This is a genomic window from Bradyrhizobium sp. FW305-F6 (genome assembly GCF_058782905.1).
The window spans coordinates 1,689,826-1,711,600 of sequence record NZ_JBYSYD010000001.1 but is presented as its reverse complement, the minus strand read 5'-3'; the positions used below and the strand labels follow the sequence as shown (position 1 = coordinate 1,711,600).

Below are 21,775 nucleotides of genomic sequence, written 5' to 3'. Positions count from 1 at the left end.
TGGATAATAGTACGATGCCAGTTTCGGAAGAGGTGATCTCCGCTCTGATCGACTTGAAGCGGACGGACGACGCGGGGCTGGTGACGCAGCTGACGAGCCAGCTTAGAGACCTGATCGCGAGCGGGCGTCTCGGGAAGGGTCGTATGCTGCCGTCGAGCCGTCGGCTTGCGAGCGATCTCGGGGTCTCCCGGAACACCGCCACTTATGCGTACGAGCAGCTTGCCGCCGAGGGATATGTTGCGGCATCGCACGGCCGCCGTCCGGTGGTTACGGTCGATGGAGGCGGACGTCGTTTAGGAGCGCGTGCCGCGGCGGCGCGCGGTCGTTCCGGAGAGCTGCGACTTTCGGCCTGGGCACTGAACCTCAAGCAGACCGACTGGCCGATGTCCTATCAGGGATCACTGAGGCCGTTGCGCCCGGGGCATGGCGATTTCAGAGAGTTTCCGGACGAGGTCTGGGCGCGTTGCTTGCGCCGCAGTGCCGTGCGTGCAGCCAGGCGGGAGCTCGGCCCGGTTAACCGGACGCGCCTGCGCGAGGCGCTCGCGGATTATCTGGCGACCAGCCGGGGTGTCCGGGCCACCGCAGACCAGATCATGATCCTGCCGAGCGCGCAGGCTGCCTTGACCTTGATTGCCGCGACCGTGGTCGCGCCGGGCGATGAGGTCTGGGTTGAGGATCCCGGTTATCCCGGTGCCGCGGCTGCCTTCCGGGCGTCCGGTGCAAGCGTGACCGGTATCGGACTGGACGAGCAGGGCATGCAGCGGATGCCGGGGCTTGAAGCACCAAAGCTGATCTTCATGACGCCGTCGCACCAGCATCCGACCGGGCGGCTGATGTCGCTGGCCCGCCGCGCCGAATTTCTCAGCCTGAGCAGGCCCGGCAAGACCTGGATCGTGGAGGACGATTACGACGGCGAGTTCCACTATGACAGCAGGCCGGTGCCGGCCTTGCAGGGGCTCGATGCCCATGGCCGCGTGTTCTATGTCGGCACCTTCTCGAAGGCGATGACGCCGGACATCCGGCTTGGCTATCTCGTGGCGCCGCCGGCACTGGCCAGCACCCTGGAAATCGCGCAGCGGCATATCGGGCTGCTCGCTTCGAGTCACATTCAGGAAGGACTCGCCGAGTTCATCGCCGATGGGCATTTCCTCGCGCATCTGCGCCGGGTGCGCCGGCTCTATCACGCGCGCCGCGACCACCTCGTCGACGAACTAGAACGACAGCTCGGCGGGATGCTCTCGGTCGAAGTGCCCCCTGGAGGCATTCAACTTGTCGCTCGCGTCAAGCGCGGTCGCACTGATCAGGCGGCAGTGAGGCGGCTGCTTGCGGCGGGGGTCGAGACGCGCGCCCTGTCAGGCCTGGCGGTCGGGCGGCCCCGCGATCACGGCCTGCTGCTCGGCTTTGCGGCCTGGCGCGAGAGCGAGATCAGCGCGGCCGTGCGGACGATGGCATCCTGCTTGTAGTGTAGGTGCCTAGTCCACCGCTGTCGTCACAATGCGGATCTCCGACGTCAGGGTCCGGTGCACCGGGCACTTGTCGGCGATCTCCATCAGCTTCCTGCGCTGCTCGGCATCGAGTGCGCCCTCCATCGCGATGTCGCGCTCGATCTGGTCGAGCATGCCCTCGCGCGTCTCGCATTCCGCGCAGTCCTTGGCGTGGATCTTGGAATGCTTCAGCCTGACGGTGACGCGATCGAGCGGCAGCGACTTGCGGTCGGCATAGAGGCGCATGGTCATGGAGGTGCAGGCACCTAAGCCGGCGAGCAGGAAGTCATACGGGCCCGGCCCGGCATCTGCGCCGCCAGCCGCAACAGGCTCGTCCGCCACCAGATGATGCGGCCCGACGGTGATGGTCTGGTTGAACTTGCTCTTGCGGGTCTCCTGCACCACGACCTGCCGCGGCGCCTCGGGGAGGTCCATCGCTTTTGCCGGTGTCGCCGCGTCGACGTAGCGGCTGGCCCAGGCCGCGACCACATCGGCCGCGTAGAGCGCGTCGGCGGGCTTGCTCAGCAGATGATCGGCATGGTCGAGCGAGACGAAGCTCTTCGGATGCTTCGCCGCGACGAAGATCTTCGTCGCGTTGTCGATTCCGACGGTGTCGTCGACCGGCGAGTGCATCACCAGCAGCGCCTTGTGCAGGCCAGCGATACCCTTCATTAGTTCGTGCTCGGCGATGTCGTCGAGGAACTCACGCTTGATGCGGAACGGGCGGCCTGCAAGCGAAACTTCCACCTCGCCCTGCGAGCGGATGCTGTCGATATGCTCTTTGAACAGACCCGTGACGTGGGCGGGATCGGACGGCGCCGCAATGGTCACGACCGCCCTGGCTTCGCGGATTTGTCCTGCTGCAGCGAGGACCGCTGCGCCGCCGAGGCTGTGCCCGATCAGGATAGAGGGCGCCTTGCGGACCTCGCGCAGATGGTCCGCCGCGCGCACGAGGTCGGCGACGTTGGAGGAGAACGTCGAATTGGCGAAATCGCCTTGGCTGGAGCCGAGCCCGGTGAAGTCGAAGCGCAGCACCGCGATACCCTTGGCGGCGAGCGCAACCGAGATGCGCTTGGCCGCCAGCGTATCCTTGCCGCAGGTGAAGCAGTGCGCGAACAGTGCATAGGCCGCGGGCTCGCCGTCCGGCAACTCCAGCGCGGCCGCAAGCTGATGGCCCCCTTCGCCCGTGAACTGAAAGCGCTCCGTCGGCATGGGATTCCCCTCGTTCCTACTTGAAGCCTAATCGTCCGAGTAGCGCTGCTCGGCCCAGGGATCGCCGCGGTTATGGTAGCCGCGGACTTCCCAGAAGCCCGGCGCATCCTCGGTCAGGAATTCGATGGCCTGCAGCCATTTCGCACTCTTCCAGAAATAGAGGTGCGGCACCACCAGCCGAACCGGGCCGCCGTGCTCCTCCGTCAGCGGCTGGCCCGACCAGCTATGGGCCAGCAGCGCATCCTCGGCGGCGAAGTCTTCCAGCGCGAGATTGGTGGTGTAGCCGTCATAGGAGTGAAGCACGACGAAGCGCGCATCCTCGCGTGGCTGGCAGGTCGCCAATAGCTCGCGCGTCGCGAGCCCGTCCCACTCGTTGTCATAGCGCGACCAGGTCGTCACGCAATGGATGTCGGAGGTGAACCGGTCCTGCTTCTGCGCGATGAACTCGTCGAAAGTCCAGAACACGGGGCTCTCGACCGCGCCGTAGACGTCGAGCCGCCAGCGCTCGCGCGACACCGGCGGCGTGACGCCGAGATCGAGCACCGGCCAATCTTTTGTGAGGTGCTGCCCCGGCGGCAGCCGCTGATCCTCCGGCCGGATCACCTTGCCGGTGAGGAAGCGGCCCTCGCGCGCCCATTTCTCCTTGGTGCGCGTCAGCTTGCTGTCGGGCGGCGTGTCGTCGTCAGCCATGGCCGTCCAGCTTCTCCGTACTGGGGTTGGAGAAGCCTACATCGCCTTTCCCAGCAGAAATGGCAACTGCCGGGGGCCTCGCACCGTGCCCTGTGACCAGGTCACGGTGCCTGCCGGATCGAGGCGGAAATCGGGAATCCGCTTCAGCCATTCTTCCAGCGCCACCTGCATTTCCATGCGCGCCAGGTTGGAACCGACACAGCGGTGGATGCCGAGACCGAAGGCGGCGTGACGGTTCTCGCGACGGTCGATCACGACTTTGTCAGCGTCCGGAAACATCTTGGGGTCGCGGTTCGCAGCCGGGAAGGACAACAGCACCATGTTGCCCGGCTTGACCGGGCAACCCGAGACCGTCGTCTCCTTGACCACCTCGCGCGCCATCGTCACCGGCGAATAGGCGCGCAGCAACTCCTCCACCGCGTTCGGGATCAGCTCCGGCTCGGCGATCAGCCGCTCGCGGTCGGCGGGTGTCTTCGCAAGATGCCAGAGCGAGGAGCCGATCGCGCTCCAGGTGGTGTCGATGCCGGCGATCAAGAGCAGGCGTAGCGAGCCCAGCACATGGGAATCCTCGAGTGGATTGCCGTCCTTGCCCTTGGCGTTCATCAGGTACGAGATCAGATCGTCGGTGGGCTTGTTCTTGCGCGCTTCGATGTGCCCGCTGAAATAGGCCGTCATCTCGTGCACGGCCTGGAGCAGCTTGGTCTCGTCCTTGATGCCGAGCTCCAGGATCATGTGGATCCAGTTGATGAAGAGGTCGCTGTCGCTCTCGGGAATGCCGAGCATGTGCGCGATCGCCCGCACCGGGATGTATTTGCTGTAGCGTGCGGCAGCGTCGACCTTGCCGTCGGCAATAAATTCGTCGATCAGCTCGTTGCAGATCGCGCGAACCCGCGGCTCGAGCTTCTTCATCGCATCCGGGGTGAATGGCGGCAGCAGCAATTGCTTGGCGGGCTTATGCTCGGGCGGATCCGAGGTGATCGGCGGGGCTGCGTTCCTGGCGACCTCCGGACGCACATCGCGGACGATGATGCGGCGTGAGGAGAAGTGCTCGGTATCGTTGGCGATCTCGCGCACGGCCTCATAGGTCGTCGGCAGGTAGCAGCCGAGGAAGCGCTTCGTGTGCACCACGGGGCTTGTGGCGCGCAGCTGGTCCCAGATCGGGAAGGGGTCTTCCGTCCATTGCGGGTCGGTGTGGTCGAAATCATGGACCCAGTCGGTCACGGGCGGGTGGGCGGCGGGCTGGTTGACGTCGGACATGGCGGGGAATCCTTTGGCTCGATCCCTTGGCTCAATCGCTTGGCTCGAACTCGCTGAAGGCACGCGGCGGGGCAGCGCTACTCCTCGATCACATCGATTGCGATTTCCGGGCAGTTGGATTTCGCAAGCCAGGCCTTGTCCTCGAGCCCAAGCGGGACCGTGCCGTCGCCGGCTTCGTGCGCGTTACCGAACTCGTCGAGCTCGAAAAGCTCCGGCGCCAGCGCCTTGCAGCGGGCATGGCCCTGGCATTTCTCGGGATCGACGCGGACCTTCAATCGTTCTGCCATCGCAGCTTCCCTGGTCGTGCGCGCGAGGGCCCGAAGGGGCGGCGCGTTTCCTCGTTCGAATTCTCTTTAAGTTATAGGCTATTACATTCGCGGCGGACTTCCCCTGTCAAGCGCAAACTTATAGGCTCGGCCTTCAACATGCGTTCAAAACCCGCCCGCAAGCCCGACAAGACCTACCACCACGGCGATCTTCGCGATGCGTTGATCAAGGCCGCGCTGCACCAGGCGGAGCAGGGCGGCGCCGAGGCGATCAGCATCAAGGCGCTCGCCAAGCAGCTCGGTGTCTCGCAGCCGGCGCCGTACCGGCATTTTGCCGACCGCGAGGCGCTGCTCGCAGCAGTCACGGCGGAGGCATTCAGGCAATTCTCGGCGCTTCTGCGCGAGGCGCTGGCAAAGCCGTCGAAGCAGTCGAAGCTGTTGCGGCTGGCGCTGGCGACGCTCGATTTCGGTCTGCGCCGCAACGGTATCTACCGCCTGATGTTCGCTTCGCGGACCGTGTCCTGTGCGGCCAAGGGCAGCGAGCTGCACGAGGCGACGCGGGAGACCTTTACGCTGGTGATCGAAGCTTTGGAAGCGCCCGCCGTCGGCTATCTGCGCGAGCGGCAGGCGCTCAAGATCTGGGCGGCTCTGCACGGCGTGGTGATGCTCGCCGAGCAGGGCCTGCTCACCGGTGAGGCCGCGCACGCAACGCGCGAGGAGCTGGTGGAAGATTTCGTCGACGAGACCAGGGCCGCACTCGCGGTCGCGATCAAGGATGCGCGGCGCCGGACAAGGGCTGGCGCCTAGGCCGTTGCCTGCAGCAGCCTCATCAGCTTCTCGACAGCGCTGTCCGGCGTGGTCACGACGGGACGGCCGGTGGCCTCCGCGACCAGCGGCGCCGTCGCCGCGATGCTGAATTGCGCGAGCGCGACGACGTCGCAGTCGCGCAGATCCTCCGACGCTTCGACGATCAGCCGGTCATGTGTAACGCGGTCGCCGCGGTCGAGCGCGGCCAGCGCGCCCTCGGCAAGTTTCGGCACGACCTCGATCGTAGCGGGAAACTCGGGCGGCATCGACGCCAGGGTCGGCGGAAAGGTCGAGAGCAGGCCGATGCGCCGGCCCATCGTCGCGGCACGCTCGATCATGGCCTCGTTCGGCTTGAGCACCGGCATCGGCGCATGCGCGCGCGCGACCGCCTCGATGCAGGGTCCGAAAGCCGAGCAAGTGAACAGGATCCCTTCCGCTCCCGTCGCTGCCGCGTAACGGCCGAGCGCGAGGAAGCGCTCGGTCATGACGTCGTTGAGTTGGCCCTCCCGCGCGAGATCCGCCGACAGGCTGTCGTCGAGCAGGTTCATCAGCCGCGCCTCGGGCCACGCCTTCGCGAATGCCGCCTCGATCGGCGCGATGGAATGCTTGAGAGCGTGGATGAGGGCAATTCGGGGCGGTATCGTCATGGAGCGTCATTGCGCATGGAAGGTCTCGACACTGCGTAACACGTTGTCGACGGCGGTCCCCAACTTGTCGACGATCAGGTCGATCTCGTTGGCCGAGGCGATGTAGGGCGGCGCCAGCAACACGTGGTCGCCGCGGACGCCGTCCACGGTGCCGCCCCCGGGATAGCAGGCGAGCCCGTTCGCAAACGCCTCGGCCTTGATCTTTTGGTTCAGCTTGAGCGCCGGATCGAACGATGTTCGGCTGGCGCGATCGGCGACGAGCTCGATTGCCCAGAACAGGCCGCGTCCCCTGATGTCGCCGACATGACGATGATTGCCGAAGCGCTCGATCAGGCGCTGCTCGAGCTGCTTGCCGCGCTCCCTCACCCGATCGAGCAGACTGTCTTCCCGGATCACGTCCTGCACCGCGAGTGCGGCCGCGCAGGCGAGGGGGTGTGCGAGATAGGTGTGACCGTGCAGGAATGCGCCCGAGCCGGCTCGGATGGTGTCGATGATCTTGCCGCTGGCGAGCATGGCACCGATCGGCTGATAGCCGCCGCCGAGCCCCTTCGCGATCGCCTGGATATCGGGCGCGACGTGTTCCTGCTCCCAGGCATGCGTCGTGCCGGTGCGGCCCATGCCGCACATGACCTCGTCGAGAATGAGCAGCGCACCGTGCCGGTCGCAGATCTCGCGCACGGCTTTGAAGTAGCCGTCCGGTGCGGTCACGGCGGCGGCGGTGGCGCCGACGACGGGCTCGGCGAGGAACGCCGCCACAGTTTCCGGACCAAGCCGCTGAAATTCGGCTTCGAGCTCGGCGGCGAGGCGCGCGACAAACTGCGCGTCCGACTCGGCCTCGCGCTTCTCGTGATAGGCGAAGGCCGGTGTCACGTGGCTGAAGGCGGTCGAGAGCAGCGGGGCATAAGGCGCGCGCCGCCAGGCGTTGCCGCCGGCGGCAAGAGCGCCCAGCGTGTTGCCGTGATAGCTCTGGCGCCGTGCGATGAAATGCCGTCGCTGCGGTTCGCCGCGCTCGATGAAATACTGCCGCGCCAGCTTGATGCTGGCTTCGATCGCCTCCGATCCGCCGCTCACGAAATAGGCGTAGGCGAGGCCGCCGGGCTCGTGTCCGACCAGCGTCTCAGCCAGTGCCTCAGCCGGCTCGGAGGAGAAAAAAGCAGTGTGCGCGTAGGCGAGGGTGGACGCCTGCCGGGCCATCGCTGCGATCACGCGCGGGTGCTGGTGACCCAGGCAGGAGACCGCGGCACCCCCGGAGGCGTCGATGACGCGCCGGCCGTCCTCGGCAAAGAGGTAGACGCCTTCTCCACCGGTCGCTAAGGGCGGCGTTTCGCGCAGCGAGCGATGCAGCACGCGGCTGGTGCGTTTGCTCATGGGGCAACCTTTCTCCGGGATGCAGGTCATAGCCGGGGCAAGCCGCGCCTCAGTCTGTTCCAGGCGTTCCTCGGCCGCGGCCGCCGAGCAGGAGCGCCACTCCGGCGAGCGACCGCGCAATGACCGAGATCAATTCTTCATCTTCGGATCGATCGGCGTCGTGCCGCGCAGGCCCAGAATATCCTCCAGCACCTTCGCGCCGGCAATCACCTGCGCGTCGGCCCGCGGCGCGCCGACCACCTGAACGCCGACCGGCAGGCCGGACGCCGTGAAGCCGCACGGCAATGACAGCGACGGGCAGCAGGCGAGCGTAATGGCGTAGACGATGCCGAGCCACTCGACGTAATTGTCAAACCGCTTGCCGGCGCATTCCGCGACATAGCGATGTTCGATCGGGAAGGGCGGCACGATCGTGGTCGGGGTCAACAGGAGATCGTAGTTCTTGAAGAACTCGACCGCTCGCGCAGTCATGCCGACGCGCTGCGCCTCGGCGCGCGCGAGCTGCTCGACGGTGAGCTTGAGGCCCTCCTCGATGTTCCAGATCACCTCGGGCTTGAGCAGGTCGCGCTTAGTGCGCAGCAAGCTGGCCTTGGTGATTGCGAAGTCGAACGCGCGCAGCACGTGGAAGCATTCATGGGCCTCGCGCCAGTCCGGATGCGCCTCCTCCACGATGGCTCCGGCTTCCGCGAAGCGCTCCGCGGCCTTGCGCGTGATCGCCTTCACTTCTGGATCGACCGGCGTGATGCCAAGGTCGGGCGAATAGGCGATGCGCTTCGGCCTCTTGCCCGCTTGCGCCGCCGACAGGAACGAGGTCGCGGGGGCTGGCAGCGACAGGGGATCATCGGCATAGTCGCCGCTCATGGCGTCCAGCAGCAGCGCGAGATCCTCGACGTTGCGCGCCATCGGGCCGACCACGCCGAGATTGCGGTCGACGCCGGACTTGGGCGTATGCGCGACGCGGCCGATGCTGGGCCGCATGCCGACGACACCGCAGAACGCCGCGGGGCTGCGCAAGGATCCGCCCATGTCGGAGCCCTGGGCGAGCCAGGCCATGCCGGTGGCAAGCGCCACCGCCGCGCCGCCGGAGGAGCCGGCTGCGGATTTCGACGTATCCCAGGGATTGAGCGTGGCGCCGAACACCTCGTTGAAAGTGTTGGCGCCGGCGCCGAACTCCGGCGTGTTCGACTTGGCGTACACCACCGCGCCGTTGGCCTCGAGGTTCTCGACCATGAGGTCGGACTTGGCGGGGATGTTGTCCTTGAAGATCGGCGAGCCCTGCGTGTTCAATACGCCCGCGACGTCGGTCAAATCCTTGATCGGCACCGGCAGGCCGGCGAGCAGGCCGCGCGCGCCCTCGGGCTTTCGCATCAAGGCCTTGGCACTATCGCGTGCGCGATCGAGGCACAGGATTGGCAGCGCGTTGACCTTGCCGTCGACCTCCTTGATGCGCTTCTCCAGCACATCCAGGAGTTCGACCGGCGAGATGTCGCCCGAGCGCAGCTTGTCGACGACGGCGCAAGCGGTTTCGCGGATCAAGTCTTGAGACAATTAGTTTACTCCTAAGTCTTGGTTTGTCATTCCGGGGCGCCCGAAGGGCGAACTATGGTGCGCTCTTGCGCACCTGAGAATCTCGAGGTTCCGGGTTCGATGCTTTGCATCGCCCCGGAACGACGTTGTCGAAACTATCCCCACCCAGCGCTGATGCCGCCGTCGACCGTATATATCACCCCCGACGTATAGCCGGCGCGGTCCGAGGCCAGGAACGCCATGAGGTCGCCGATCTCGCGCGCATGCGCAGGCCGTCCCAGCGGCAGGCTCTTCTGGAATTCCCTGTAGCGGCTCTCGTCGCCGAACTGGTGCCTGGCCCGCGTCTTGAGCAGGGTGACGTGGCGATCGGTGCCGACGGGACCGGGATTGATGCCGACGACGCGGATGTTGTCGGCGAGGCTCTTGCCGCCGAGCGCGCGCGTGAACGCCATCAGCGCGGCGTTGCCGGCGCTGCCGCAGATGTAATTGGCATCGAATTTTTCGCCGGCCGCGCCGATGTCATTGACGATGACGCCGCCGCCCTTCGCCTTCATCTGCGCATAGATGTGCCGCGTCAGGTTGATGTAGCCGAACACTTTCAATTCCCAGGCGTGCCGCCAGGTCGCCTCGTCGATCTTGTCGATCGAGCCGCCGGGGATGTCGCCGGCATTGTTGACGAGCACGTCGATGTCGGCGGCTTCTTTCGCCAGCCGCGCCACGTCCTCCTCCTCGCGCAGATCGACGATGCTCGTTGCGGCGTCGATCTGGTGTGCGGAGCGCAGGCGGTCGGCCAGCGCCTTCAGCGCCTCGCCACTGCGGGCGGCGAGCAGGAGATGCGCGCCTTCCTCGGCAAACGCCTCGGCGGCGGCCGCGCCGATGCCCTTGGACGCGCCGGTGATCAGGACGCGCTTGCCACGCAGATGCAGATCCATGGAAGGTACTCGCAGGACAGGAACAGGATCAGATCAGTAGGCGTTCTGTCGCGCCACGGTCAACATTGCAGTGCAGCGTTGCGCCATCAGCCACTTTGGTCCATTGCAGTGCGGTCAAAACGCGGCGCTGCCCGACCAACCAAGGACGTTCTCGATGAGCAGGAAACAATATCGGATCGCGGTCATTCCCGGCGACGGCATCGGCAAGGAAGTCATGCCGGAGGGCCTGCGCGTCCTGGAAGCGGCGGCAAAGAAGCATGGCGTCTCCGTGCAGTTCGACCATTTCGACTTCGCGTCCTGGGACTATTACGAGAAGCACGGCCAGATGATGCCGGACGACTGGAAGGAGAAGATCGGCAAGCACGACGCGATCTATTTCGGCGCGGTCGGTTGGCCGGCCAAGATACCGGATCACGTTTCGCTATGGGGCTCGCTGATCAAGTTCCGCCGCGAGTTCGACCAGTACGTGAACCTGCGCCCGGTGCGGCTGATGCCCGGCGTGCCGTCGCCGCTGGCGGGTCGCAAGCCCGGGGATATTGATTTCTGGGTGGTGCGCGAGAACACGGAAGGCGAATACTCCTCGGTCGGCGGCCGCATGTTTCCGGACACCGACCGCGAGTTCGTGACGCAGCAGACGGTTATGACCCGCACCGGCGTGGATCGCATTCTGAAATTCGCTTTCGAACTCGCCCAGTCGCGGCCGAAGAAGCACTTGACCTCGGCGACCAAATCCAACGGCATTTCGATCACCATGCCCTATTGGGACGAGCGCGTGGAGGCGATGGCGAAAAAGTATCCGGGCGTGAAGTGGGACAAGTACCATATCGACATTCTTACGGCGAACTTCGTTCTGCATCCGGACTGGTTCGACGTCGTGGTCGGCTCGAACTTGTTCGGCGACATCCTGTCCGATCTCGGCCCCGCCTGTACCGGCACGATCGGTATCGCACCATCAGGCAACATCAATCCCGAGGGCGATTTCCCGTCGGTGTTCGAGCCGGTGCATGGCTCGGCGCCCGATATCGCAGGGCAGGGCATCGCCAACCCGATCGGCATGATCTGGTCGGGCGCGATGATGCTCGAGCATCTCGGCGAGAAGGAAGCCGGCAAGTCGATCGTCGATGCGATCGAGCGCACGCTGGCCGAACGTACGCTCCGTACCAAGGATCTCGGCGGCAACGCCGATACCACGGCATGCGGCAAGGCCGTCGCGGACATGGTGGATTAATGCGTCTTCACCCTCGCCCCTTGTGGGGCCCCTTGTGGGAGAGGGTGGCTCGCCGCCTAGCGGCGAGGCGGGTGAGGGGGTCTGTCTCCGCGGAGACAGGCCTCTATCAGCTGCGTAATTGCTCGCCGAGAGAACCCCTCATCCGGCGCTTCGCGCCACCTTCTCCCACAAGCGGAGAAGTAAGGGGCGCATTGCGCATTGAGCCGTTCAGCCCACGATCTTCTCGATCGCCGCCTGATCCAACCCGAACTTCTTCCCGGCCTCCAGAATTTCCTGCCAGGTGGTCGGGTCGACCGGAATGCCCTCCGCGAGGCGCTTCGTCTTGGTCTCGCGCTCGGGCTCGCCGGCGATCTTGACCTTGTCGACCCCGGGCGCGGGCGGCGAGCCGGTGTGCCAGGCGACGAAGCTCTCGACTTCGCGTGCGAGGTTCTCGCCGGTCCCGAGCTTGCCGGGATCGATGACGATCGAGAGCATGCCGTTGAGAACGTTGTGCTTGCCGTCGGAGGAGCCCTTCACCACCTGACCGCCGGAGAGCGCGCCCCCGAGGATTTCACAGACGAGCGCGAGGCCGGAGCCCTTGTGCTCGCCGAAGGGGAGGATGGCGCCGTACGGCGGAATGACGGTGTAGCGCGGATTGATGGTCGGATTGCCTTCATGGTCGATGATGGTGCCGGGCTCCAGCTCGACGCCCTTGTTGTGGGCGACGCGGGTCTTGCCTTGCGCGATCCTGCTGGTCGCGAAGTCGAGCACGATCGGGTCCTTGCCAGCGCGCGGGATGCCGACGCAGAACGGGTTGGTGCCGTGGCGGGCATCGCTGCCGCCCCAGGGCGCCACGATCGGACGCGAGATCACGTTGACGAAGTGGATCGAGACCAGGCCGTGGTCGATGCACTGCTCGGCCCAGTGGCCGATCCGGCCGATGTGATGTGCGTTGGAGAGGCCGACGAGGCAGACGCCATTCTGCTTGGCGCGCGCGGCTGCCAGCTCCATCGCTTCATGGCCGATCACCTGTCCGTAGCCGGTGAGGCCGTCGAGTGTGAGAAGCGGGCCAGTGTCGAGCACGATCTTGACGTGCTGGTTCACGGCGAGGCCGCCATTGGTGACGCTCTGGACGTAGCGCGGAATCATGCCGACGCCGTGCGAATCGTGGCCTTTGAGATTGGCCTCGACCAGATTGCTAGCCACGAGCTCGGCCTCGCGGTCCGACGAGCCGCCGGCCTTGACGATGGCGTGGATGGCTTTGGTGAGCGGCCCTGCCTTGATGTTGCGATAATCGGCCATTGTTGCTCTTCTTATCCTTTCACGATCCGGCGGCAATGGACCAATGCCGCTTCAATCAGGTTCTCGCTGGCCTCGGGCGTACGGAACGCCGAATGCGCCGACAGCGTCACGTTTGGAATTTTCGTCAGCGGGTGATCCGCCGGCAGCGGCTCGGTGTTGAAGACGTCGAGGCCGGCATGGCGGATGTGGCCCGATTTCAGCGCCTCGATCATGGCGGTCTCGTCGACGATCGCGGCCCGCGCGGTGTTGACGAAGATGACGCCGGGTTTCATTTTCGCGATCTTCTCGCGGGTGATCATGCCGCGCGTCTCGTCGTTGAGCAACAGGTGCAGCGAGACGACGTCGCTTGTCGCCAGCACCGTGTCGAGATCGGTGAACTCCACGCCGGGATGGCTCTTCGTCGAGCGGTTCCAGGCGATCACCTTCATGCCGCTGCCGGACGCGATGCGAGCGACCTCCGCGGCGATGCCCCCGAACCCGATCAGGCCGAGCGTCTTGCCGGTGAGCTGCATGCCGTCCTCGCGCAGCCAGTTGCCGGCCCGCATCTCACGGTCCATCATCGCGATGACACGGGCCGAAGCCCACATCAGCGCGATCGCGGATTCGGCGACCGCGGTGTCGCCATAGCCCTTGATCAGGTGCACGGAGATGCCGAGCTCGGCGAGCTCTTCCGGGTTCATGTAGCTGCGCGCGCCGGTGCCGAGGAAGACGACGTGCTTCAGGCCGGTGCATTTCCTCGCCACGTCGGTCGGAAGCGCGGTGTGGTCAACGATGGCGATCTCTGCCCCGTCGAGAATCTCAGGATATTGCTCGGGCTTGATGTCCGGATCCCGGTGGATCCGAACCTTGGGGTCGCCTGGCTGGGTTAGTCGCTCCATGATCACAGCGAGGGCTTCATTGGCGTCGACGAAAACTCCGCGCATGGTGCTCTCCGGTCAGGACGCGACGCCGGCGATCGCCAGCACGGTATGCATGAGAACGTTGGTGCCGGCGGCGCAGTCCCCCTGCGTGGCATCCTCCAGCTCATTGTGGCTGATGCCGTCCTTGCAGGGCACAAACACCATCGCGGCCGGCATGATGGTGTTGAGGTTGCAGGCGTCGTGGCCGGCGCCGGATGTGATGCGGCGCGAGGAATAGCCGAGCGTCTTCGCGGCGTTCTCGACGGCCGCGATCAGCTTGGGATCGAAATGCGTCGGCGGCTTGCGCCAGACCAGATCGATCTTCACATCGACCTTGCGGCGCGCGGCGATCTCGGCAATGGCGGCACGCAAATCGCGATCGAGCGCATCCATGATGGCGCCATCGGCACTGCGGCAATCCATGGTGAAGGCGATCTCGCCGGGAATGACGTTGCGGGAGGGGTTTGCGATCACGGCCTCGCCGATGGTGCCAACCGCGTTCGGTCCGTGCTTCTTCGCAATCGATTCCATCGCCAGCACGATCTCGGACAAGGTCGCCAGTGCGTCGCGGCGCAGCGGCATCGGCGTCGAGCCGGCATGGCTCTCGAAGCCGGAAATCCTGCCGTCGTACCACAAGACGCCCTGGCCGGAATCGACGACGCCGATGGTCTTGCCTTCGGCTTCCAGGATCGGACCCTGTTCGATGTGCAATTCGACGAAGCATCCGAGCTTCTGGAAACCGACCGGCTTGTCGCCGCGATAACCGATGCTGTCCAGTGCCTGACCGACGGTCGTGCCCTCGGTGTCCTTGCGCGACAAAATGTCATCGGTGGTGAAGTCGCCGACATAGGCGGCGGAGGCCATCATCGCAGGCGCGAAGCGCGATCCTTCCTCGTTGGTCCAGTTCACGACGCAGATCGGCGCTTCGGTCTCGATGCCGGCATCATTCAGCGTGCGGATCACTTCCAGCGCGCCGAGCGTCCCCAGGATGCCATCATATTTTCCGCCGGTCGGCTGGGTGTCGAGATGCGAGCCGATGCCGACCGGCAGCTTCGACATGTCGCGGCCCTTGCGCAGGCCGAACTGAGACCCGAGCGCGTCGACGTGGACTTCCAGTCCGGCGTCCTCGCAGGCCTTACGGAACCAGTCGCGCACCTGCTTGTCTTCGCTGCTGAGCGTCAGCCGCCGCACGCCGCCCTTGGCCGTCGCGCCGAATTGCGCTGTCTCGTGGATCGAGCCCCACAACCGGGCGGAATCGATTTGCAGGTTGGTGGCGGCTCGGCTCATGCGGTCAGTCTCTCAGTTGTCATTCCGGGGCGCCCCAAAGGGCGAACCTGGAATCTCGAGATTCCGGGTGTGGTGCTGCGCACCATCCCGGAATGACGTTGAAGGTTGTCCGGCGGCTAATTCAATGACGCGCCAGCGCGGGCGCGTCAACCGCGAGGCTGCTCTGCGCAATCTGCTTTGCAAGCTCGGCTACGCGCTCCACGGCGACGACGTCGGGCGAGGCGAGCCAGCTTGCCGTGAACGTCAGCGGCGCGATAGCGAGGTCGGTGTCAAGCAACTGCAGGCGGCCGTCCGCGAGCTCGTTCTCGACAATGGCGTCGGGGATCACGGCGACGCCGAGCCCCTCGACAGCCATGTGGATGACGGTGGCCAGCGAGGCGGAGGCATGCAGGCGGATCGGCGGCAGCTCCGGCCGGTCGAACACCTCGCGCACGACCTCGTAGGGCTTGGTCTTGCGCGGGAAGGTGATGATCGGAAACCGGGCCAGGTCCGCCGGCGTCACCGGGCCGTTGCCAAGACCCAGCGAAGGGCTCGCGAGGAAGCCGATCGGATAGTCGGCGAGCACACGGTTGTGCACGCCGGAAGCCGAGAGCGGCCCGACGACGAAGGCGAGCTCGATCTCCTGCGCGAGGAGGCGCGCGGTGAGGTTCGGGGTGATGTCGACCTCGATCTCCAGCGACAGGTTCGGGTAGACCTCGTTCACACTCTTCACCAGACGCGGCAGCCAGGTGTGCACGATGGTCTCGGCGACACCGAGCCGCATCACGCCCCGCATGGCGGACCGATCGCCGATCTCCGCCATCATCTGCGCGCGCAGACCGATCAGCTTCTCCGCATAGATCATCATCTGCCGGCCGCTCGGTGTCGGCGAGGCGACGCGATGATCGCGGTTCAGGAGTTTCACACCCATCTCGCGCTCGAGCTGGGCGATGCGCTGGGAGATCGCCGGCTGTGTGGTGTTGAGCCGCTGCGCTGCGCCGCGAAAGCTGCCGAGCTTCACAACCCAAAGGAACGTTTCGATCGACCTGAAGTCCAGCATTGGGAAGATGTCCTGATCGATAAATTGGATTTATCGATATTGATTAGAAACGACGATTAGACTTTATAGCACGCTTGGTGTTGGCTTGTCCTTGTCGAGTTTCTAGGCAGGTCGATCACATGACTGTTTTGGTGGCAACGCAGCAAACTGAAACGCCCGACGCCCTTCCGAGCCGCAGCGCCCGGCTCGCCTACCGCGAAGGGCTGGTCGCCTCCACCGCGGGCGTGGCCCCGGGCTTTGTTCAGGGCAATCTGGCGATCCTGCCGGCGGAATATGCCGGTGCCTTTCACCGCTTCTGCCAGCTCAATCCGAAGCCGTGCCCGATCATCGGGATGTCCGACGTCGGCAGTCCTTTCATCCCCTCGCTCGGCGCCGATCTCGACATTCGCACCGACGTTCCCCGCTACCGCGTCTGGCGCGATGGCGAGGTCGTGGACGAGCCGACCGACGTAAAAAGCTACTGGCGCGACGACCTCGTCACCTTCGTGCTCGGGTGCTCGTTCTCGTTTGAAGAGGCGCTGCTCGAGGAGGGCATGCCGATCCGCCACATCGAGAACAACGTGCGCGTGCCGATGTATCGCACCAACATCGCCTGCGGCGAGGCGGGACCCTTTGCCGGTCCCATGGTGGTGTCGATGCGCCCGTTCAAGCCGGCCGATGCCATCCGCGCGGTCCAGATCACCTCGCGCTATCCCGCCGTGCACGGCGCGCCCGTGCATCTTGGCCATCCTCACCTGATCGGCATCAAGGACATCGCCAGGCCGGACTACGGCGATCCGGTGCCCGTGGCCGACGACGAGATCCCGGTGTTCTGGGCCTGCGGGGTGACGCCGCAATCGGTGATCAACGCCGCCAGGCTGCCGTTCGCCATCACCCATTCGCCCGGCTTGATGCTGGTGACGGATCTGAAGAACAGGAATATGGCCGTGATATAGTAGGCAGCGTCTGCTGCTTCTTCGGGCTTTACCACATCCACCAATCGCTTCATTCGATCAGCCGAAATTCAGTAACAGAGGACTTTGCCATGACGATAACTCGCCGCGACGTGTTGTTGGGAGCCACCGCCACTGCCGCTCTCGTTCCGCTGGCAGCGCGCGCACAGACCTCGGAAGTCGTGATCGGAGTGATCTATCCGTTCTCCGGCGGTAGCGCGCAGCAGGGTGTCGATGCGCAGAAAGCCTATGAGACCGCGCTCGAAGTCATCAACAAAGACGCCGATTTCGACCTGCCCCTGGCCAAGGGCGAAGGCCTGCCGGGTCTCGGCGGCGCGAAGATCCGTCTCGTGTTCGCCGACCACCAGGCCGATCCGCAGAAGGGCCGTGCCGAGGCCGAGCGCCTGATCACGCAGGAGAAGGTCTGCGCGATCATCGGCACCTATCAGAGCGCCGTCGCCGTCACCGTCAGCCAGATCTGCGAGCGCTATCAGGTCCCGTTCGTTTCCGCCGACAATTCGTCGCCCAGCCTGCATCGCCGCGGCCTGAAATATTACTTCCGCGCTGCCCCGCATGACGAGATGTACTCGGCCGCCATGTTCGACTTCTTCGATGCCATGAAGAAGAAGGGCACCAAGATCGAGACGCTGTCGCTGTTCCACGAGGACACCATTTTCGGCACCGATTCCGGCAACGCCCAGGCCAAGATCGCCGGCGAGCGCGGCTACAAGATCGTCACCGACATCAAATATCGCGCCAACTCGCCCTCGCTCTCGGCCGAGGTGCAGCAGCTCAAGTCCGCGAATGCCGACGTGCTGATGCCCTCGAGCTACACCACTGACGGCATCCTGCTGGTCAAGACCATGGCCGAACTCGGCTACAAGCCGAATGCGATCGTGGCGCAGGACGCTGGCTTCTCCGAGAAGGCGCTTTACGACGCCGTCGGCGACAAGCTCGAGGGCGTGATCTCGCGCGGCACCTTCTCGCTCGACCTCGCGCAGAAGCGCCCGATGGTCGGCAAGATCAACGACATGTTCAAGGCGAAGTCGGGCAAGGACTTCAACGACCTCACCTCGCGCCAGTTCATGGGCCTGATCATCCTCGCCGACGCCATCAGCCGCGCCAAGTCGACCGACGGCGAGAAGATCCGCGACGCGCTGGCGGCGACCGATATCCCCGGCGAGAAAACCATCATGCCCTGGAAGCGCGTCAAGTTCGACGAGATGGGCCAGAACAACGACGCCGACCCGGTGCTGCTGCAATATGTCGGCGGCAAGTTCGTTACCATCTTCCCGCCGCAGGCCGCGATCGCCGAGGCGGTCTGGCCGATGAAGTAAGCGCTGCGCGAGCAGGGGAATCGAGATCGTCGCACGGGCCTCGTCATTGCGAGGAGCGAAGCGACGAAGCAATCCAGAATGTCTCCGCGGTGGGACTGCTGGATTGCTTCGCTTCGCTCTCAATGACGAAGCAAACGATGACGTTTCGAACGGGGGACCAGAGTTGACAGCTCAAGCCATTATCCAAAGTCTCGCGAGCGGCCTGCTCATGGGCCTGCTCTACGGACTGATCGCGGTCGGCCTCGCGCTGATCTTCGGCCTGATGGACGTCACGAACTTCGCCCATGGCGAGTTCCTGATGATCGCGATGTACCTGTCGTTCTTCCTGTTCGCGTTCTTCGCGATCGATCCCCTGCTGTCGGCGCCGCTGGTCGCGGCGGCGTTGTTCATCTTCGGCGCGGTCGTCTATCTGCTGCTTGTACGTTTCGCCATGCGGGCCAAGGCCAATGCCGGCATGGTGCAGATCTTCACCACCTTCGGCCTTGCCATCGTCATGCGCGGCCTCGCGCAATATTTCTTCACGCCTGACTACCGCAGCATTCCGCAGTCCTGGCTCGGCGGCAAGACCATCTCGATCGGCGGCATCTTCCTGCCGGAGCCGCAGCTGGTCGGCGCGCTGGTCTCGATTGCCGCGTTCGCCGGTCTCTATTTCTTCATCCATCGCACTGATTTCGGCCGCGCGATCGAAGCAACCCGCGAAGATCCCGGTGCGGTGGCCCTCGTCGGCATCGACAAGAATCGCGTGTTCGCATTCGGCTGGGGCCTTGGCGCCGCGCTGGTCGGGCTTGCCGGGGCGATCATGGCGGTGTTCTTCTACATCTATCCCGACGTCGGCGCCTCCTTCGCGCTGATCGCCTATGTCACGGTGGCGCTCGGCGGCTTCGGCAGCGTGTTCGGCGCCTTCGCCGGCGGAATCATCGTCGGTCTGGTCGAAGCGACCACCGCGCTGGTGCTGCCGCCGTCGCTGAAATCGGTCGGCATCTACTCGGTCTATCTGCTCGTCGTTTTCATCCGGCCGCGCGGCCTGTTCGGATCGATCTGATGGACAAGGATTTTGCAGCGCGGCGCCGCCGCGACCTCATCCTCGCCGCAGCGCTCGCTGCCATCGCCGCGCTGACGCCATTGTTCGTGAAGGACGTCGTCGTCCAGAACATCCTGATCCTGACGCTGATGTATGCAGGGCTGTCCCAGAGCTGGAACATCCTGTCCGGCTATTGCGGGCAGATTTCGCTCGGGCACGCGCTGTATTTCGGCCTGGGTGCCTACACCACCGAGCTGCTGTTCACCAAGTTCGGCGTGCTGCCCTGGTTCGGTATGCTGGCCGGCGGGGTCGTGTCGGCGCTGATCGCAATGGGGCTCGGCTATCCCTTCTTCCGCCTGCGTGGCCATTACTTCGTGATCGCCACCATCGTCATCGCCGAGATCGGCTTGCTTCTGTTCCACAATTGGGAATGGGCCGGCGCGGCGATGGGGATCACCATTCCGATCCGCGGCGACAGCTGGCTGAAATTCCAGTTCCTGCGCACCAAGCTGCCGTACTTCTATTTCGCGCTGGCGCTGTGCTGCCTTGCCTGGTTCGTGACCTGGTGGCTGGAAAACTCCAAATGGGGTTTCTGGTGGCGCGCGGTCAAGGACAACCCGGAGGCGGCCGAGAGCCTCGGCGTCGACGTGTTCAATTCCAAGATGGGTGCGGCCGCGGTCTCGGCCTTCCTGGTCGCCATCGGTGGCAGCTTCTACGCCCAGTTCGTCTCCTACATCGATCCTGAAAGCGTCATGGGCTTTCAGTTTTCGCTGTTGATGGCGCTGCCCGCCGTGCTCGGCGGCATCGGCACCCTGTGGGGGCCGGTGTTAGGGGCGGCCATCCTGATCCCGCTGACCGAGCTGACGCGTTTCAAGTTCGGCGGCTCGGGCCGCGGTGTCGACCTCATTGTCTACGGCACGCTGATCGTCCTGATCTCGCTGGCCCTGCCGCGGGGGCTGCTGAGCCTGTTTTCCCGTGCGAAACCGAAGGGAGCCACGCGATGACCGCGCTCCTGGAAACCCGCGGCGTCTGGCAGCGCTTCGGCGGCCTCGTTGCCAACAGCGACGTCTCGATCTCGGTCGGCCGCGGCGAGATCGTCGGCCTGATCGGCCCCAACGGCGCCGGCAAGTCGACGCTGTTCAATCTCATCGCCGGCGTTCTGCCGCCGACGCAAGGCTCGATTCTGTTCGACGGCGAGGACGTCACCAAGCTGCCTGCGGCCGCGCGCTGCCAGCGCGGCATCGGGCGCACCTTCCAGGTGGTCAAGAGCTTCGAGACCATGACGGTCATCGACAACGTCATCGTCGGTGCGCTCGTCCGCAACACGGTGATGCGCGAGGCACGCCGCAAAGCGCACGATGTACTCGAATTCACCGGCCTTGCCGCGCGCGCCGACGTGCTCGCGAGTGACCTCGTGCCGGCTGAGAAGCGCCGCCTCGAAGTCGCGCGGGCGCTTGCGACTGAACCCAAGCTGCTGCTGCTCGACGAAGTCCTCACCGGCCTGACGCCGACCGAGGCGCAGACCGGCGTCGCCCTGGTGCGCAAGGTGCGCGACACCGGCATCACCGTCCTGATGGTCGAGCATGTCATGGAGATCGTCATGCCGCTGGTCGACCGCGCCATCGTGCTCGACCTCGGCAAGGTGCTGGTCGAGGGCAAGCCAGCCGACGTCGTCCGCGATCCCAAGGTGATCAAGGCATATCTGGGAGATCGTCATGCTGTCGGTGCGTGAAGTCACGACCGCCTATCAGGGCCTGGTCGCGATCTCCGCGGTCTCGATCGAGGTCGAGAAGGGCGAGATCGTCTGCGTTGCCGGCGCCAATGGCGCGGGCAAGTCGACGCTGCTCAAATCCATCGCCGGCGCCGAGCGACCGCGCTCGGGCAGCGTGACCTTCGACGGCAAGCGCCTGGACGGCATGGCGCAGCACCACATCACCGCGACCGGTATCGCCTACGTGCCGGAGAACCGCCGCCTGTTCCCCCGCCTGTCCGTGCGCGACAATCTTCGTCTCGGCAGCTACCTCTTTCGCGGCGAGGCGGATCGCGAAGCGCCGCTCGAACTCGTCTTCAAGCTGTTCCCGCGTCTGCAGGAACGATTGGATCAGCGTGCCGAAACGCTCTCCGGCGGCGAGCAGCAGATGCTCGCGATCGGCCGTGCGCTGATGACGCGTCCGCGGCTGTTGATGCTCGACGAACCCTCGCAGGGCATCATGCCGAAGCTGGTGGACGAAATCTTCCAGGCGGTGAAGCTCATCCGTGACTCCGGCATGACCGTCCTCATCGTCGAGCAGCGCATGGCCGAGTGCCTGGAGATCGCCGACCGCGCCTACATCCTGCAAACCGGCCGCGTGCTGATGCAGGGTGCAGCAAGCGAGATCAAGGGCAATCCCGACGTGCGCAAGGCGTATCTGGGGCTGTAGGCGAGAAGCATCGGGCACGCCCGCGCAACATTCTCAGCGTCATCGCCCGACTTGATCGGGCGATCCAGTACTCCGAGACGTCGATGATATGCGGAGAAGCCGCGGCGTACTGGATTCCCCGCCTTCGCGAGGAATGACAGC

The 21,775-nt window shown here is 65.1% G+C and carries 21 protein-coding genes; 9 read left to right on the top strand and 12 right to left on the bottom strand.

Translation table 11 applies throughout. From position 1 onward, the window contains the following. The first annotated feature begins 14 nt into the window (after positions 1-14). On the top strand, positions 15-1,463 hold the full coding sequence (pdxR, locus tag AC3WLX_RS08325) for a MocR-like pyridoxine biosynthesis transcription factor PdxR (RefSeq protein WP_492335458.1): 1,449 nt from the start codon (positions 15-17) through the stop codon (positions 1,461-1,463). Between the two features lie 9 nt (positions 1,464-1,472). On the opposite strand, the gene AC3WLX_RS08320 is transcribed toward pdxR, so the two are convergent. The 4 genes from AC3WLX_RS08320 to AC3WLX_RS08305 form a co-directional block, all read right to left on the bottom strand. Next, positions 1,473-2,696 carry a bifunctional alpha/beta hydrolase/OsmC family protein gene (locus AC3WLX_RS08320; RefSeq protein WP_492335457.1) on the bottom strand — a complete coding sequence of 408 codons (1,224 nt, stop codon included), beginning with the start codon at positions 2,694-2,696 and terminating at the stop codon, positions 1,473-1,475. A gap of 27 nt (positions 2,697-2,723) precedes the next feature. Next, positions 2,724-3,386: a sulfite oxidase-like oxidoreductase gene (locus AC3WLX_RS08315; protein ID WP_492335456.1), complete on the bottom strand. Its 663-nt coding sequence runs from the start codon at positions 3,384-3,386 to the stop codon at positions 2,724-2,726. A 36-nt stretch (positions 3,387-3,422) separates the two neighbouring features. Further along, positions 3,423-4,643 carry a cytochrome P450 gene (locus tag AC3WLX_RS08310; RefSeq protein WP_492335455.1) on the bottom strand — a complete coding sequence of 407 codons (1,221 nt, stop codon included), beginning with the start codon at positions 4,641-4,643 and terminating at the stop codon, positions 3,423-3,425. A gap of 77 nt (positions 4,644-4,720) precedes the next feature. Then, positions 4,721-4,930, bottom strand: a complete 210-nt coding sequence (locus tag AC3WLX_RS08305; RefSeq protein WP_291623393.1) for a ferredoxin — start codon at positions 4,928-4,930, stop codon at positions 4,721-4,723. Positions 4,931-5,068: 138 nt separating this feature from the next. On the opposite strand from AC3WLX_RS08305, the gene AC3WLX_RS08300 reads away from it, so the two are divergent. Then, complete coding sequence (locus AC3WLX_RS08300) at positions 5,069-5,716, top strand: TetR/AcrR family transcriptional regulator (RefSeq protein ID WP_492335454.1); 648 nt, start codon at positions 5,069-5,071, stop codon at positions 5,714-5,716. On the opposite strand, the gene AC3WLX_RS08295 is transcribed toward AC3WLX_RS08300, so the two are convergent. The 4 genes from AC3WLX_RS08295 to AC3WLX_RS08280 all read right to left on the bottom strand — a co-directional run bounded on the left by AC3WLX_RS08295 (position 5,713) and on the right by AC3WLX_RS08280 (position 10,190). Continuing rightward, complete coding sequence (locus tag AC3WLX_RS08295; protein ID WP_291623396.1) at positions 5,713-6,363, bottom strand: aspartate/glutamate racemase family protein; 651 nt, start codon at positions 6,361-6,363, stop codon at positions 5,713-5,715. The genes AC3WLX_RS08300 and AC3WLX_RS08295 overlap by 4 nt on opposite strands. 6 nt (positions 6,364-6,369) lie before the next feature. Then, entirely contained in the window at positions 6,370-7,731 is a 1,362-nt protein-coding gene (locus tag AC3WLX_RS08290; protein ID WP_492335453.1) for an aspartate aminotransferase family protein, read from the bottom strand. A gap of 129 nt (positions 7,732-7,860) precedes the next feature. Beyond that, positions 7,861-9,279 (bottom strand): amidase, encoded by a 1,419-nt coding sequence (locus AC3WLX_RS08285; protein WP_492335452.1) that lies wholly within the window; start codon positions 9,277-9,279, stop codon positions 7,861-7,863. Between the two features lie 134 nt (positions 9,280-9,413). Continuing rightward, positions 9,414-10,190, bottom strand: a complete 777-nt coding sequence (locus AC3WLX_RS08280) for an SDR family oxidoreductase (RefSeq protein ID WP_492335451.1) — start codon at positions 10,188-10,190, stop codon at positions 9,414-9,416. Positions 10,191-10,344: 154 nt separating this feature from the next. Here AC3WLX_RS08280 and AC3WLX_RS08275 point away from each other — a divergent pair, with 154 nt between their 5' ends. Next, positions 10,345-11,418, top strand: coding sequence for a tartrate dehydrogenase (locus AC3WLX_RS08275; RefSeq protein ID WP_492335450.1), 1,074 nt, complete (start codon positions 10,345-10,347; stop codon positions 11,416-11,418). Positions 11,419-11,625: 207 nt separating this feature from the next. Here AC3WLX_RS08275 and AC3WLX_RS08270 read toward each other — a convergent pair whose 3' ends face one another. The 4 genes from AC3WLX_RS08270 to AC3WLX_RS08255 form a co-directional block, all read right to left on the bottom strand. Then, positions 11,626-12,699: a malate/lactate/ureidoglycolate dehydrogenase gene (locus tag AC3WLX_RS08270; RefSeq protein WP_492335449.1), complete on the bottom strand. Its 1,074-nt coding sequence runs from the start codon at positions 12,697-12,699 to the stop codon at positions 11,626-11,628. An 11-nt stretch (positions 12,700-12,710) separates the two neighbouring features. Then, positions 12,711-13,622 (bottom strand): NAD(P)-dependent oxidoreductase, encoded by a 912-nt coding sequence (locus AC3WLX_RS08265; protein ID WP_492335448.1) that lies wholly within the window; start codon positions 13,620-13,622, stop codon positions 12,711-12,713. Positions 13,623-13,634: 12 nt separating this feature from the next. Continuing rightward, positions 13,635-14,885 carry a Zn-dependent hydrolase gene (locus AC3WLX_RS08260; RefSeq protein ID WP_291623408.1) on the bottom strand — a complete coding sequence of 417 codons (1,251 nt, stop codon included), beginning with the start codon at positions 14,883-14,885 and terminating at the stop codon, positions 13,635-13,637. 121 nt (positions 14,886-15,006) lie between these two features. Then, the gene (locus tag AC3WLX_RS08255) at positions 15,007-15,924 is read right to left on the bottom strand and encodes a LysR family transcriptional regulator (RefSeq protein WP_492335447.1); all 918 of its coding nucleotides are present in this window, start codon (positions 15,922-15,924) and stop codon (positions 15,007-15,009) included. Positions 15,925-16,043: 119 nt separating this feature from the next. On the opposite strand from AC3WLX_RS08255, the gene AC3WLX_RS08250 reads away from it, so the two are divergent. The 6 genes from AC3WLX_RS08250 to AC3WLX_RS08225 all read left to right on the top strand — a co-directional run bounded on the left by AC3WLX_RS08250 (position 16,044) and on the right by AC3WLX_RS08225 (position 21,634). Then, on the top strand, positions 16,044-16,859 hold the full coding sequence (locus AC3WLX_RS08250) for a putative hydro-lyase (RefSeq protein ID WP_291623411.1): 816 nt from the start codon (positions 16,044-16,046) through the stop codon (positions 16,857-16,859). Positions 16,860-16,948: 89 nt separating this feature from the next. Next, complete coding sequence (locus AC3WLX_RS08245; RefSeq protein ID WP_291623412.1) at positions 16,949-18,193, top strand: ABC transporter substrate-binding protein; 1,245 nt, start codon at positions 16,949-16,951, stop codon at positions 18,191-18,193. A gap of 163 nt (positions 18,194-18,356) precedes the next feature. Continuing rightward, positions 18,357-19,235 carry a branched-chain amino acid ABC transporter permease gene (locus tag AC3WLX_RS08240; protein WP_492335446.1) on the top strand — a complete coding sequence of 293 codons (879 nt, stop codon included), beginning with the start codon at positions 18,357-18,359 and terminating at the stop codon, positions 19,233-19,235. Then, positions 19,235-20,218: a branched-chain amino acid ABC transporter permease gene (locus tag AC3WLX_RS08235; protein ID WP_492335445.1), complete on the top strand. Its 984-nt coding sequence runs from the start codon at positions 19,235-19,237 to the stop codon at positions 20,216-20,218. Before AC3WLX_RS08240 ends, AC3WLX_RS08235 begins: the two co-directional genes overlap by 1 nt. Further along, positions 20,215-20,946 carry an ABC transporter ATP-binding protein gene (locus tag AC3WLX_RS08230; protein WP_492335444.1) on the top strand — a complete coding sequence of 244 codons (732 nt, stop codon included), beginning with the start codon at positions 20,215-20,217 and terminating at the stop codon, positions 20,944-20,946. Before AC3WLX_RS08235 ends, AC3WLX_RS08230 begins: the two co-directional genes overlap by 4 nt. Further along, positions 20,930-21,634: an ABC transporter ATP-binding protein gene (locus tag AC3WLX_RS08225; protein ID WP_492335443.1), complete on the top strand. Its 705-nt coding sequence runs from the start codon at positions 20,930-20,932 to the stop codon at positions 21,632-21,634. The genes AC3WLX_RS08230 and AC3WLX_RS08225 overlap by 17 nt, the downstream gene beginning before the upstream one ends. Positions 21,635-21,775: the final 141 nt, after the last annotated feature.